Below are 14,054 nucleotides of genomic sequence, written 5' to 3'. Positions count from 1 at the left end.
GGCGGCCTCACACCACAGCCCGCGTGCGCCGCCGCATAAAGTGCAGCGACTTAAGCCGGCTTTTCCCCACGCTCAATGAGCACACCGACATCGCGCGAGCCGCGCACCGCGCCGGGCTTGCTGACCCGCAAACGGCACCACGACACCGAGAACTCCTCGCGCAAAATCTGCCAGATCGACTCCGCCAAGGTCTCCACTAATTGATAATGCGCGCTGCTCACATGCGCTTTCAAACGCTCAGACACGGCGCGATAATCGAGCGCATCGTCAATGGCATCGCTGGCCGCGGCGGGACGAATATCCCACGCCATTTCCACGTCGAGCACCAGTGTCTGCTGAATGCGGCGCTCCCATTGAAACATGCCAATGACCGTATCAATTTTGAAATCTCGGATGTATACAATGTCCACAAACGGCCTCGTCTTCCGCGTAAATCTTGCTAGTATGGCCAGCACACACCCCATTCTGGAGCGCTCATGAGCCCTGAAGCTATCGCCGATGTCACGGCAATTGCGGCGCTGATTCTAGCCTATCTGGCCGGTTCTGTTTCGACCGCCATTATTGTTTGCCGCGTGATGGGCCTGCCCGACCCTCGCAGCGATGGCTCACGCAACCCCGGCACGACTAATGTGATGCGCATCGGCGGCAAAAAAGCTGCCGGCATCACGCTCGCCGGCGACCTGCTCAAAGGCGTTATCCCCGTGCTCGTGGCGCGCTACGCTGGCTTCGATATCATGCTGATTAGCGCCATCGGCTTCTTGGCGTTTATGGGGCACCTCTACCCGATATTCTTCCGCTTCGAAGGCGGCAAAGGTGTGGCCACGGCGTTGGGCGTGCTAATTGCGCTGTCGCCGCAAATTGGTCTGCTGGTCTCGGCGTTATGGATTAGCGCCTTTATTTTCACGCGCATCTCATCGGTCGGCGCCATCATCGCGTTCATCGCCGCGCCCATCATCACGTACCTGTATATGCCCGACGCCATGCTAGGCGTGTTTGGCATGAGCGCGCTGCTATTGGCGCGCCACAAGGCCAATATCAAAGCCTTAATCGAGGGCAATGAGCGGCGCTTTAAATAGCAGCAAACCGCTGAGCGCCTAGCAGCGCGCTTACGGCACCGCCGCTAACTCCGTCATTGGCCAGCGCGCCCGCACACTCACGCTTAAGTCTTGATGTTCACCGGCGCGCAAACGCTGTGCACCAGCGAAGGCGATCATCGCGCCGTTATCGGTGCAAAATGCCGGCGCGGGATAAAACGCTTGCCCACCGATACGCTTGAGTGCCACGCCCAAATCAGCACGCAGACGCTTATTTGCGCTGACGCCACCCGCCAACACCAAGCGCTTTAAGCCAGTTTGCTCCAGCGCGCGCAGGCATTTACGAATCAGTGTATCGACCGCTGCGGCCTCAAAACTCGCGCAAATATCAGCGACTTTCGTGGGCGAATCAGGGGTTTGATTACGTGCCGTGAGCACGGCAGTTTTTAAGCCACTAAATGAGAAATCCAAGCCCGGTCGGTCGAGCATGGGGCGGGGAAACTTAAAGGCATCATCGCGGCCGGTGAGTGCGAGGCGCGCTACCGATGGCCCGCCGGGGTAATCAAGGCCAAGCATTTTCGCGACTTTATCGAAGGCCTCGCCAGCAGCATCGTCGATGGATTCGCCGAGTAGCTCGTAGCGGCCAATGCCATCGACACGCATAAGCTGCGTATGACCGCCGGATACCAGCAGCGCCACAAACGGAAACGCTGGCGGCTCCGGCTCAAGCAAAGGCGCGAGCAAATGCCCCTCCATATGATGCACGCCGATGGCCGGCACACCCCAGGCATAGGCCAGGGAGCGCGCCATCAGTGCGCCGGTGAGCAGCGCACCGGCCAAGCCTGGGCCGGCGGTATAGGCAATGCCATCGATGCTGTTGGCGCTGATATCGGCCTCGGTCATCATGTCGCGCACGAGCGGCACGAGTCGGCGAATATGATCGCGCGAAGCCAGCTCTGGCACCACGCCGCCATAATCGATGTGCATAGCAATTTGGCTGTGTAAGCGATGCGCGAGCAATCCCGCGCCCGGCGCATCGTCATAAATGGCCACGCCGGTTTCATCACACGAGGTCTCAATACCCAGCACGCGCATGCTATTTCTCCGAAATTTCAGGCGCGAAGTGTAGCGCTCTACACAGGGTGTTTGCCATTCCAGATGAATCTGGCTAAAATCCGCGCCCCACGCCCCCGATGGCGTTCCGAATTTTTGTATCAGGTGAGCATTCATGCCCAACGTTAAAGTGAAAGAAGGCGAACCGTTTGACGTCGCACTGCGTCGTTTCAAGCGTTCATGCGAAAAAGCGGGTGTTTTGGCTGACGTGCGCAAGCGCGATTTCTTCGAAAAGCCCACGCAAGAGCGTAAGCGCAAAGCCGCTGCTGCGGTGAAGCGTCACGCGAAAAAAGTGCAACGCGAAGCGGTGAAAACCAAACGCCTGTACTAAGTCTTGTGGGTCTCGCGAGCGCTTCTTTTTCGCTCGCGTACCACAATGCTGTGCCTCACCCGCGCCAGTTGATCTTATCGCTTCAGCCTTCACCCGCTGCCAGAGCTCATTTGCCATGCCTGCACTAAAAGTTCGTCTAACAGATGCTATGAAAGACGCCATGCGTGCCCAGCAAAAAGATCGCCTATTGGTGATCCGCACTGCACTCGCGGCGTTTAAGCAAATTGAAGTCGATGAGCGCATTGAGCTCGATGAAGCCCGCTCATTAGCGGTGATGGAAAAGCTCGTCAAGCAGCGCCGAGAATCAGCTACTGCATTTGCTGAGGGTGGTCGCGCTGAACTCGCTGAGCGTGAACAAGCGGAAATTCTTGTCTTGCAGGAATTTTTACCCGCCCCATTGAGCGATGATGAATTGCTGTCGTTGATCTCAGCCGCCATTGCTGAGGCGGGCGCAACAAGCCCGAAAGACATGGGCAAAGTCATGAACTTGTTACGCCCCATGGTTGCCGGTCGGGCCGATGTTGGTGCGCTGTCGCAACAAGTTAAGGCGCGTTTATCAGCCTAAATCTGGGGCATGACACTCGCGTTTAGCGCACAGCATCAACGCCAATTGCGCTAGTGAGCGCGCTGTCGCACACTCAACCTCTTTTCTCAGCTTGAGCATTTGCCCGCATGGCCGCTGGTCGTATTCCCCAATCATTTATCGATGAAGTGCTGCTGCGCACCGATGTCGTTGACCTGATTGATGCGCGCGTCAAACTCAAACGCGCCGGCAAAAACTACTCGGCCTGCTGCCCATTTCATCAGGAAAAATCGCCGTCGTTTACGGTCAATCGCGAAAAGCAGTTTTACTACTGCTTCGGCTGTGGCGCGACCGGCAACGCCTTAAGCTTCCTGATGGAACACGATCGGCTCGATTTTATCGATGGCCTGCGCCAACTCGCTGGTGCAGCTGGCATGAGCCTGCCAGAAACCCGCGATGGCTCCGCGCCGCAAAAGCCTTCACAGCAGCCTTTATTTGATGCCCTTGAGCGCGCCGCCGGCTTTTTTGAGCAGCAATTACGTGGCGCGCCGCAAAAAGCTCGCGCGGTGAACTACCTCAAGGGTCGCGGCGTCAGCGGTGCTATCGCCAAACAATTTCGCATTGGCTACGCGCCGCCAGGCTGGGACAACCTGCTCAATGCCCTCGGCGATGAGCCGGCGTTGCGCGAGCTGCTGCTGCAAGCCGGCTTAGTCATTTTTAACCCGCAACGCAGCTCGCACTACGATGCGCTGCGTGACCGCGTGATCTTCCCTATCCGGGATTTTCGCGGCCGCGTTATCGCCTTTGGCGGTCGCGTACTCAACGATGACAAGCCGAAATACCTGAACTCGCCTGAATCGCCAGTCTTTCATAAAGGCCAGGAACTCTATGGACTGTATGAGGCGCGCCAGTCCGGCAAGCTCACGCGTTTATTGGTGGTCGAGGGCTATATGGATGTCGTCGCGCTCGCGCAGGCTGGCATTCCAGAGGCCGTAGCCACGCTCGGTACCGCCACCAGCACCAGCCACGTGGAGCGCTTATTTCGCGTTGTGCCCGAGGTGATTTTTTGCTTCGATGGCGACAGTGCCGGCCGCCGTGCCGCCTGGCGCGCGCTTGAAAACGCGCTGCCCGCGCTGCGCGATGGCGTGAGCGCAAAGTTTCTGTTTCTGCCCGATGGCGAAGACCCTGACAGCCTCGTGCGGCGCGAAGGCACCGCCCTATTTCGCGCGCGCTTAGATGCCGACGCCGTGCCATTGGCCGATCAGCTTTTTAAGCACTTGGGTGAGGCGCTCAACCTCGCATCCATTGAGGGCCGCACGCAGCTAGCGACGCTAGCGCTGCCGCTGCTGGCGACTATGCCGGAGACGCTGTTTCGCACGCTACTATTGCAGCGCTTAAGCGAGCTCACCCAGCTCACCGTGGTGGTCCTCGACAAACAGCTGGCGCAGCTGATTGATAAGCACGCCACGCAAACACAAGCACGTGAGCAGGCCGCAGCGGAGGCGGCACTAGCTGTGGCCACGCAATCGGCACAAGCCATCGAGCCCATGGAAGCTATGCAATGGCAGGCCGATGATGAGCGCGAGGCAATGGATGAGGCCTACTACGCGAGCCTCGGTGATCACGCACCATCCGCCCCTGTTAAGCCGACTGCGGCACCACGGCCAGCGCGCCACGCCGCGCCCAAGCGTGCCAGTTTGCGTTCGTTATCGGCGCAGGCCATTCGCTTATTGCTGCGCGAGCCCGAACACGCTCAACACTGGTCGGAGCAGATGCTGGACAGCCTAAATGATCCGGAAACGCCATTGCTATGCACACTGGCACAGGCATTACGCGATGCCCCTGAGCGCTCGCTAGCGGCGTTATTGGGGAGCTGGCATGGTCGCCCAGAAGGCGAAGCGCTGGCGGCTATTGCCGCCGCCGACAGCCTACTGCCCGATGCCGATAATGCCATGGAGGCCGCCGCGCTTGGTCATCGCCTGCAAAGTCGCTTGCTGGAGCAGCGCATCACGCAGGCCGTAGCTGCGCTCAATGACAGCCCCAGTGGCGAAAACTTAGCCGCGCTAACACAGGCCAAACGCGAGTTGGCGGCGTGGATGCAGCAAATGCCGCAAGCACCGACTAGCTGACTATGCAGTGCAGCTGACAAGCACCCCATTCACAGCATATAATCCCGCTCTTATTTTGCAGCCGTTGCGCGAGGGGCCACATGAGCACCAGAAAGCCGAACACGCCAGAATCATCTCAGCTCGATGCCGAGACCCCCGACGAGAAGCCGATGGACAAGGCGAAACGTAACTCGTTGCTGGCCGAGCTCATTGCGCGCGGCAAAGAACAAGGCTACCTGACCTACGGCGAGGTCAATGACCATCTGCCCGAATCTGTCACCGAAAGTGAGCAGATCGAAGACATCATTCAGATGCTCAATGACTTGGGCATTCCGGTCCACGAGCGCGCGCCTGCCGCCGATGACCTAATGCGCGAGGAAACACCGGAGGCCAGCGACGATGATCTCGCTGCTGAAGAAGCCGCCGCCGTTTTGGCCTCTGTGGAAAACGAACCCGGCCGCACCACCGACCCCGTGCGCATGTATATGCGTGAAATGGGCACCGTTGAGTTGCTCACTCGCGAGGGCGAAATTGCCATTGCCAAACGCATTGAAGACGGCATTCGTGACGTGCTGCATGCCATGGCTTACTGGCCGCGTGCGGTGGAATTATTGGTCGATGAATTCGATGCCGTTGATGCCGGCGAGCGCCGCGTTAATGACGTTGTGTCGGGCTTTTTAGACCCCGATGATGACGGCGCCAGCGCACCGAAAGAAGTCGATGACAGCGCTGCACTGGCGGCCTTGGCGAGCAAAAAAGCCAAAGACGCGAAAGATGCCAAAGGCGGTAAAGACGCGAAAGCCGATGATTCCGACGACGACTCTGATGACGACTCCGATGACGACAGCAGCGATGATAACGATGGCGGCATCGACATGGAGAAGCTCAATGCCCGCGTCGAGGCATTGCGCAAACAGCTGAAAAAAACCGAAAGCTCCGAGGAGCGCGGCGGCCGTGACTCCAAGGCCTGGCAGAGCAATATCGAAGAGCTCGCCAACCAGTTCATGATGTTTAAGTTGACGCCACGCGTCTATGACAGCATTGCTGAGCATATCCGCCACAATATCGGCATCATTCGCGCACAAGAGCGCCTGGTGATGGTGTCTTGCGTGCGCCGTGCGCGCCTAGATCGTGGCCACTTTCTGGCTGACTTCCCCGGCAATGAAATTGACCTGGGCTGGCTCGACACCGTCATTGCTAAGCGCAAGTCGGTGGCGAAAGCGCTGGAGGCGCAGCGTGAAGATATTATTCGTGCGCAAGAACGCCTGCTTGAAGTCAGCGAAAATCATGGCGGCTTGAGCATTGCCGAGATCAAGGCCATCAGCCGCCGCATGAGCGTCGGTGAGGCGAAAGCTCGTCGCGCCAAGAAAGAAATGGTTGAAGCCAACCTGCGCTTGGTGATCTCGATTGCCAAAAAGTACACCAACCGCGGTTTGCAATTCTTGGACCTCATCCAAGAGGGCAATATTGGCCTGATGAAAGCCGTCGATAAGTTCGAATACCGTCGCGGCTTCAAATTTTCGACCTATGCCACGTGGTGGATTCGTCAGGCCATCACTCGCTCGATTGCCGACCAAGCGCGCACCATTCGTATCCCCGTGCACATGATTGAGACCATCAACAAGCTCAACCGTGTGTCGCGTCAGATGCTGCAAGAAATGGGGCGCGAGCCCACGCCGGAAGAGCTCGGTGAGCGCTTAGAGATGCCAGAGGATAAAGTCCGCAAGGTGTTGAAAATCGCCAAAGAACCGATCTCCATGGAAACGCCGATTGGTGATGATGAAGACAGCCATTTAGGCGACTTCATTGAGGACACATTGATGACCTCACCGATTGATTCAGCCACCTCTGAAGGTCTGCGCGAGGCAACGCGTGAGGTGCTGGAAAACCTCACGCCGCGTGAAGCGAAAGTGCTGCGTATGCGTTTTGGTATCGACATGAATACCGACCACACACTGGAAGAAGTCGGCAAACAGTTTGATGTGACGCGTGAGCGGATTCGTCAGATTGAGGCGAAGGCGTTGCGTAAATTACGCCACCCCACGCGCTCAGAGCATCTGCGCTCATTCCTCGATACTGAGTAATGTAGGACATAAAAAAACCGGCCACTAAGGCCGGTTTTTTTATGACACGAAAACGCTTAGCCGAGCTTTTTCGAGCTCATCGAGACGAGCTTTTGATACGCCGATGGGAACAGGCGAACCATCAAGTCCATGGCTTTCGCGTCATTGCCGATTAGCAAACGACGCTGATTTTTTTCGACAGCGCGGATCATTTGCGCAGCGGCGTCATCGGCGGTGGTGCGAAATAGCTTCTCGAATTTCGCCGAGCTATTGGGGCTCATGCCGATTTTTGTCACCGAATCATCCATGCGTGCGGCTTTGGCAATATTGGTTTTAATGCCGCCGGGATGCACGCTCGTCGCACTGACACCAACCTGTTGCAGCTCTAGCTCCTGGCGTAAAGCTTCGGTAAAGCCGCGCACAGCAAATTTCGAGGCGTTGTAGGCGCTTTGCGAGGGCACGGCCATTAAGCCAAATAAGCTGCTGGTGTTGATGATGTGGCCATCGCCCGAGTCTTTTAAATACGGCAAGAAGGCTTTAGTGCCGTGCACCACGCCCCAAAAATTGATGTTCATGATCCATTCGAGATCGTCGTAGCCACCCCCGTCGACCACCGAGCCCAAGGCCACGCCCGCGTTATTGAAGATCAAATTGACCTTGCCATGATCGGCGGCGACTTTATCGGCCCAAGCAAATACGGCCGCTTTTTCCGACACGTCGAGACGCTGCGAGGTAACTTTCACGCCGCTGCCATCGAGCAGTTTCACGGTCTCAGCCAAGCCTGTTTCGTTGATATCGCTGAGTGCCACGTGGCAGCCGCGCGCGGCGAGCAGCACGGCCAATGAGCGGCCCATACCTGAACCCGCCCCCGTAATGGCGGCCACTTTATTTTTAAAATCTTTCATAGAACAACCCTAATACGGTGACAGTGAAGGATGGCACGATATAAGTGACAACATGTGATGTCAACTGGTTTCAGTGCAGCACCTGCACACACGATTTGTGCAGGTTCTGCTCGCTAGGCGTTGTGCCAACGACTAGAGTGCAGCCGCCAACTCCGCGCCCTCACGAATCGCGCGCCGCGCATCTAACTCACCCGCCAGCTTTGCACCGCCAATGACGTGATAACGGCTGTCGGTGATTTTCCCGTCGGTATCGCGCGGCAACATATCGGTGACCGACTCTTGGCCCGCACACAAAATCACGTGATCGACATCGAGAATTTTCTCTTCGCCATCGACGCGAATATGCAGACCCAGATCATCGACTTTCACGTATTCGGCTTCGGCAATCATTTTCACGCCGAACTGACCGAGCAATAATTTGTGTGCCCAGCCCGTGGTTTTACCAGGGCCAGCACCCATTTTTTTCTGACCCGGCTTGCGCTGCAACATGGTGATTTCGCGCGAAGCTAAACGACGCTCCGGTGCGGTTAGGCCATTCTCAGTAACATCAAAATCGACGCCCCAATATTTCGCCCACTCCTCCACCGACTGATTGTGCTCTTCAAGCAAATACGCACAGGTATCAACACCGATGCCACCCGAGCCAATCACCGCCACACGATTGCCTACAGTGACCTCACCGCGCAAAACCTGCGTATAGTCCACGACTTTCGCATGATCAATACCGGGAAAGCGCGGAATCCGTGGCTTCACGCCGGTGGCAATAACCACCTCATCAAAACTCGCTAAGTCATCATGGCTCACGCGAGTATTGAGCTTCACGCTGACACCGCTGCGCTCCACTTCATGACGGTAATAGCGAATGGTCTCTTGGAACTCCTCTTTGCCGGGCACGGCGGCGGCCATATTGAACTGCCCGCCAATATCCGCAGCCGCTTCGAAGAGCGTCACCGCATGACCACGATCGGCCGCCACGGTCGCCGCCGTGAGACCGGCCATGCCGCCGCCGACCACGGCGACTTTTTTCGGTTTTGTCGCCTTCACATAGACCAGCTCGGTCTCATAGCCGGCGCGTGGATTGACCAAGCAAGTGGCGCGCTGGTTGGAAAAGGTCAAATCTAAGCAGCCTTGGTTACAGGCGATGCAAGTGTTAATGGCCTCAGGCTGACCGGCAGCCGCTTTGTTGACGAAGTCCGGATCGGCCAGCAAAGGTCGCGCCATTGAGATCAAATCGGCGTCGCCGCTTTCCACGATGTCATCACACATTTCCGGCGTGTTGATGCGGTTGGAGGCCATCACCGGGATGCTCAGCTCTTTTTTGATGCGCGCGGTGACGCTACGAAACGCGGCACGCGGCACCTGCGTGGCGATGGTTGGCACACGCGCCTCATGCCAGCCAATACCGGTATTCAAAATAGTGATGCCAGCGGCCTCTAGAGCCTTGGCAATGGTGACGATTTCTTCCCAGGTATTGCCGCCGGGCACTAGATCGATCAGCGATAAGCGGTAGCAAATAATGAAGTTGGCACCGACTTTTTCACGCACAGCTTTGACAATCTCAACTGGCAGGCGCATCCGATTTTCAATCGGCCCGCCCCATTGGTCAGTACGCTGGTTGACGCGCGAACAAATGAACTGGTTCAGCAAATAGCCTTCCGAGCCCATGATTTCGATACCGTCATATCCGGCCATCTGCGCCAAACGCGCGGTATGCGCATAGTCTTTGATGGTGGAGCGAATCAGCTTTTCGCTCATTTCTTTCGGCTTAAATGGGTTGATCGCTGACTTCACCGCCGACGACGACACCTGAAACGGGTGATAGCCATAGCGCCCGGCATGCAGCACCTGCATGAGAATTTTGCCGCCGTGCTCATGCACCGCCGAGGTCACGCGGCGATGGTTAAACACATCGCCATAGCTATTCATGGTGCCCGCCAGCGGCAGCAGCCAGCCTTGGCGATTCATCGAGATGCCGCCGGTAATCATCAGCGCGGTGCCGCCTTTGGCACGCTCGGCAAAATACGCGGCGAGCTTGCCATAGTTCCAAAAACGATCTTCTAGGCCGGTGTGCATGGAGCCCATGACGATGCGGTTGCGCAACGTGGTGAAGCCCAAGTCGAGCGGGGCGAGCATGTGATTAAAAGCGGTCATGGCAATAAGTCCTCGTCAAAATGCATTTAGCGCGCTAAAGTTAACACCGTTAAGATACGAGGATTTTTGGTGATGTCAAGCTCACAAGCCAAGCCTAGCTATCATCATGGCGATCTGCGCCGCAGCATTGTCGCGGCCGGCCTAGCGCGCATCCGCGCCAAGGGCGTGTCGGGCCTAAGCCTGCGCCAACTGGCCGATGAGCTCGGTGTCTCGACGCCAGCGCTCTACCATCATTTCCGCAATAAACATGCGCTGCTGATGGGGCTCGGCGAGGCCGCTATGGCGGAGTTTGTTGTGGTCATGCAGGCGGCCATCGCCCACGATGCCAGCGCCGAGAGTTTTGCACTGGCCTATGTGGGTTTCGCCCGCCATGAACCCGCACTCTACGATTTAATCTTTGGCAGCCTTCTGTGGCGTGATAGCCATGCCGAAGCCTTTCAGGCGGCGGCGCGCGCGCATGTGAGAGCCATTAGCCATCATGTGCAAGCGTTGCAAAACCGCGGCGAACTGCCGACCAATGTGCCGGCCCTGCGCGTGGTGCAAGTGGCGTGGGCGAGCTTGCATGGCCTCTGCCGCATGTACAACGATGGCCTCGCGTTTACGCCGGAAGCCATTGAAGATATTGCGAAAACGGCCATGACACTAATGCATCGCGCCTTAGACAAGGTGTCTGCGTAGATCTTCTGTGTAGTACAAAAAGGCACTTACAAGGCGCATTATTATCGAGTTTTTTTAGTGATGAGAGATTCCCCATGCAGCACGCCCCCACGCTGGCCATTATTGGCGCCGGCGCCAGTGGCTTAATGGCCGCCAGCGAAGCGCAACGTCAAGGCATCGTCTGCACGGTCTTTGATAAAGCCCGTCGCGCCGGTGGCCGCATGGCCTCACGGCGCAGTGATTGGGGCCCGTTTAATCATGGCGCACCGTTTATTTCTATGCCCGCCTCGCCCACCGATGCCCGCCTGCAGCGCGCACTCAGCCTCGGCGCGAGCACGCTACGCCTGACCGACATAAGCGGTGAGTTGCGCTCGTCATTGGTGCCCGCCGAGACTGTCAATGCGCTGGCACAACGCTGGACGCAAGGCCTGACCTGTCATTTCCAGCACACGCTGATTGCACTCAAACACGATGGCCAGTCGTGGTGGCTACAGTTTAGTGAGCAGGCCGAATGGCGCGGGCCATTTGACCGAGTGCTGCTGACCTGCCCGCCGCCGCAAGCACTGGCATTGCTATCGAAACTGCCGAGCCAATATCGCCTCTGCCAAACCCTGCAAGCAATGCATCATGCGCCGGCCTGGAGCGTGCGCTGGGTGCCGAGCGAGCCATCAAGCGTTGACGCCGGTGACTTTCTCCGCGATGACCTGCGCGCTGATGGCATAGCCCTGTGCATCCGCGAAGATCGCCGGCCGCAAGGCACGGGAGCTCCGCGCTACACCCTGCACGCCAGCGCAGACTGGAGCACTGAGCATCTCGAAGACAGCCCAGAGGTAGCGGCTCACGCGCTCATGGAAATCGCTGCGAAAGCCCTGCGTATTCCGGCGCGGGCTGAGTATTTGGAGGCGCACCGCTGGCGCTATGCCTGGGTCAGCCAAGCGGCGGGCGAGGCCTTTTTACGCGGAGCCAATGGTCTGTTTTACGCCGGCGATGCCTGCCTGGGCGCCACCGTAGCCGATGCGCTGCACAGTGGCCTAGCCGCCGCCGATGCCCTCTGCGCTGAACTCGCGCTGACGGCCTAAGCCATGGCCATTGTGTGGTTTCGCCATGACCTGCGCCTGCACGACCACGCGCCACTGCGTGCCGCTGCGCAAGACGACTCATTGCTCGCGGTGTATTGCCTGCCGAGCGCATGGCTGGCAACCGGTCCGGCCGGTGTGGCGAGAATCGGCGCGCATCGACTCGCGCATTTGGGACAAGCCTTAGCGGGCCTCAAAGCAGCGCTGCAAGCGTGCGGCAATGACCTGCTGATCCTCGTCGCTGAACCGGCTAGCGCATTGAATACGCTCAGCGCCGCGCTTGATAACGCCCCGATTCATGTCCATGCGCATCCGGGCTGGGAAGAGCGCGAGGCCATCGCTGGGGTGAAAAATACTTGCGTGCACGAGGGCGGCGGCTTGTTTGATCGCCACGATTTGCCGCTGCCGCTCGACCCCTTTCCCACGCCATTTACGCACTTTCGCAAGCGCCTAGAGGCGGCTCAATGGCCCGCACTCAGCCCGCAACCCGCGCCCACCTCACTGCCTGCCAGCCCCGCACTGCCCGATAATTTACTCTACGATGCACGCTCAGCAGCGACGGCGCTATTTGCCAATAGCCCTGCGCAGGCTGATGCGCGCAGCGCTCTACCGTATGCCGAACCGGACTGGCACGGCAGTGAAGCCGCCGGTCTCGCGCATCTGCAACGCTACTTCAGTACTGAGTTGGTGGCCGACTACAAAGCCACGCGCAACGGTTTGCTCGGCACAGATTATTCGAGCAAATGGTCGCCGTGGTTGGCGCTTGGCAGCGTATCGGTGCGAGAAATTGAAGCTCAGCGTCTCGCCTATGAAGACCACTATGGCGCCAATGACGGCAGCTATTGGCTCTGGTTTGAGCTGATGTGGCGTGAATATTTTCAACTGCTGATGTGGCAGTTTGGTCGGCGCTGCTTTCATCGACAGGGCATCCAAACCCAGCTTTCAGACAGCAGCCGTAAAGTGCGTCACGACCCAGCGGCATTTCAAGCGTGGTGCACTGGCACGACCGGCTGCGATCTGGTCGATGCCGGCATGCGCGAGCTCGCCGCCACTGGTTATTTGAGCAATCGCTTACGGCAAAATGTCGCGAGTTATTTGATCCATGACCTGCACCAAGATTGGCGCTTGGGCGCGGCGTGGTTAGAGCATCAGCTCATTGATTTCGATGTCGCCAGCAACCAAGGCAACTGGCTGTATTTGGCGGGGGCTGGCACTGATCCACGCAGCGACCGACGCTTCAATCCAGTACGCCAAACCGCCATGTATGACCCCGACGGCGCGTATCGACGCTGTTGGTTACCCGACCGCTTTTCCTAGGAGTATTGACCATGAGCATCACCTGGATCACCGGCGCCGCCGGCACCGTGGGCAGCGCACTCGCTGACAATCTCGCCGCCAAAGGCCACACCTTGGTGCTCACCGGCCGCGATGAAGCGCGCTTGCAGTCACTCGCCGATCGCCTCGGCACGCCGTGCCATATTGCCGCTGGCGATGTCGCCGAGCCCGGCGTGGCAGCCGAGTTACGCGCCAACGCCGAAGCCGCCGTGGGGCCGATCACCGGCTTTGCCCACTGCGTTGGCTCAACGCTCATCAAGCCGCTACACCTCACGCGCGAGGCCGATTTTGAGGCGGTCATGAAGCTGAACTTTTACTCAGCGGCCTACTGCTTAAAAGCCTTTGTTGATGGCGCCCGCAAGCACCGCGAACTCTCGGCGGCAGTCTTGGTCGGCTCGCTAGTGGCACACGCCGGCTTCCCCAACCACGAGGCCATTGGCAGCGCCAAAGCTGCAGTCGCCGGCCTCGCGCTGAGCACGGCGGCCAGCTACGCCGACAAAGGCATCCGCGTGAACTGCGTGCATCCGGGCCTGGTGGTGTCACCCTTAGCTGGGCGCCTCACCGACTCCGAGGAGGCCATCGCGCGCAATAGCAAACCCAACCCCATGCAGCGCATTGGTCGCGGGCCCGACATTGCTGGCCTAATGGCTTTTTTACTGAGCGATGAAGCGAGCTGGATCACCGGCCAAAGCATCAATATCGATGGTGGCCAAGCGCTGATTCATCCGTTGCCGCGCGCATAAATAGCCACCATCGGC

At 58.4% G+C, this 14,054-nt stretch carries 13 protein-coding genes; 9 read left to right on the top strand and 4 right to left on the bottom strand.

All coding sequences use genetic code 11. From position 1 onward, the window contains the following. Positions 1-50 precede the first annotated feature (50 nt). Entirely contained in the window at positions 51-410 is a 360-nt protein-coding gene (gene folB / locus DFR26_RS02695; protein ID WP_116207388.1) for a dihydroneopterin aldolase, read from the bottom strand. Between the two features lie 66 nt (positions 411-476). On the opposite strand from folB, the gene plsY reads away from it, so the two are divergent. Continuing rightward, positions 477-1,076 carry a glycerol-3-phosphate 1-O-acyltransferase PlsY gene (gene plsY / locus DFR26_RS02690; protein WP_116207387.1) on the top strand — a complete coding sequence of 200 codons (600 nt, stop codon included), beginning with the start codon at positions 477-479 and terminating at the stop codon, positions 1,074-1,076. A gap of 30 nt (positions 1,077-1,106) precedes the next feature. Here plsY and tsaD read toward each other — a convergent pair whose 3' ends face one another. Next, positions 1,107-2,129 carry a tRNA (adenosine(37)-N6)-threonylcarbamoyltransferase complex transferase subunit TsaD gene (gene tsaD, locus DFR26_RS02685; protein WP_116207386.1) on the bottom strand — a complete coding sequence of 341 codons (1,023 nt, stop codon included), beginning with the start codon at positions 2,127-2,129 and terminating at the stop codon, positions 1,107-1,109. A gap of 133 nt (positions 2,130-2,262) precedes the next feature. Here tsaD and rpsU point away from each other — a divergent pair, with 133 nt between their 5' ends. The 4 genes from rpsU (at position 2,263) to rpoD (ending at position 7,193) form a co-directional block, all read left to right on the top strand. After that, positions 2,263-2,478, top strand: coding sequence for a 30S ribosomal protein S21 (rpsU, locus tag DFR26_RS02680; RefSeq protein ID WP_116207385.1), 216 nt, complete (start codon positions 2,263-2,265; stop codon positions 2,476-2,478). A 115-nt stretch (positions 2,479-2,593) separates the two neighbouring features. Continuing rightward, positions 2,594-3,043 carry a GatB/YqeY domain-containing protein gene (locus DFR26_RS02675; protein WP_116207384.1) on the top strand — a complete coding sequence of 150 codons (450 nt, stop codon included), beginning with the start codon at positions 2,594-2,596 and terminating at the stop codon, positions 3,041-3,043. Between the two features lie 107 nt (positions 3,044-3,150). After that, a complete protein-coding gene (gene dnaG / locus DFR26_RS02670) occupies positions 3,151-5,130 on the top strand; it encodes a DNA primase (RefSeq protein WP_116207383.1) in 1,980 nt (659 codons plus the stop codon). Positions 5,131-5,210: 80 nt separating this feature from the next. Further along, positions 5,211-7,193 carry an RNA polymerase sigma factor RpoD gene (rpoD, locus tag DFR26_RS02665; protein WP_116207382.1) on the top strand — a complete coding sequence of 661 codons (1,983 nt, stop codon included), beginning with the start codon at positions 5,211-5,213 and terminating at the stop codon, positions 7,191-7,193. 56 nt (positions 7,194-7,249) lie between these two features. Here rpoD and DFR26_RS02660 read toward each other — a convergent pair whose 3' ends face one another. Together DFR26_RS02660 and DFR26_RS02655 are read right to left on the bottom strand one after the other, a co-directional pair. Further along, positions 7,250-8,077, bottom strand: coding sequence for an SDR family NAD(P)-dependent oxidoreductase (locus tag DFR26_RS02660; protein WP_116207381.1), 828 nt, complete (start codon positions 8,075-8,077; stop codon positions 7,250-7,252). 132 nt (positions 8,078-8,209) lie between these two features. Further along, entirely contained in the window at positions 8,210-10,228 is a 2,019-nt protein-coding gene (locus DFR26_RS02655) for an NADPH-dependent 2,4-dienoyl-CoA reductase (RefSeq protein ID WP_116207380.1), read from the bottom strand. 72 nt (positions 10,229-10,300) lie between these two features. Between DFR26_RS02655 and DFR26_RS11260 the strand changes: the two genes are divergently transcribed. The 4 genes from DFR26_RS11260 (at position 10,301) to DFR26_RS02635 (ending at position 14,039) form a co-directional block, all read left to right on the top strand. Beyond that, positions 10,301-10,906 carry a TetR/AcrR family transcriptional regulator gene (locus tag DFR26_RS11260; RefSeq protein ID WP_116207379.1) on the top strand — a complete coding sequence of 202 codons (606 nt, stop codon included), beginning with the start codon at positions 10,301-10,303 and terminating at the stop codon, positions 10,904-10,906. Between the two features lie 74 nt (positions 10,907-10,980). Then, positions 10,981-11,964 (top strand): NAD(P)/FAD-dependent oxidoreductase, encoded by a 984-nt coding sequence (locus tag DFR26_RS02645; RefSeq protein ID WP_116207378.1) that lies wholly within the window; start codon positions 10,981-10,983, stop codon positions 11,962-11,964. A 3-nt stretch (positions 11,965-11,967) separates the two neighbouring features. Continuing rightward, positions 11,968-13,278, top strand: a complete 1,311-nt coding sequence (locus DFR26_RS02640) for a DASH family cryptochrome (RefSeq protein ID WP_116207377.1) — start codon at positions 11,968-11,970, stop codon at positions 13,276-13,278. An 11-nt stretch (positions 13,279-13,289) separates the two neighbouring features. Further along, complete coding sequence (locus tag DFR26_RS02635) at positions 13,290-14,039, top strand: SDR family NAD(P)-dependent oxidoreductase (protein WP_116207376.1); 750 nt, start codon at positions 13,290-13,292, stop codon at positions 14,037-14,039. Positions 14,040-14,054: the final 15 nt, after the last annotated feature.

Origin of the sequence: Paraperlucidibaca baekdonensis, assembly GCF_003387535.1 — a bacterium.
Classification (GTDB): domain Bacteria; phylum Pseudomonadota; class Gammaproteobacteria; order Pseudomonadales; family Moraxellaceae; genus Perlucidibaca; species Perlucidibaca baekdonensis.
The sequence above is the reverse complement of the archived record's forward strand: the minus strand, read 5'-3'. Positions and strand labels throughout refer to the sequence as shown.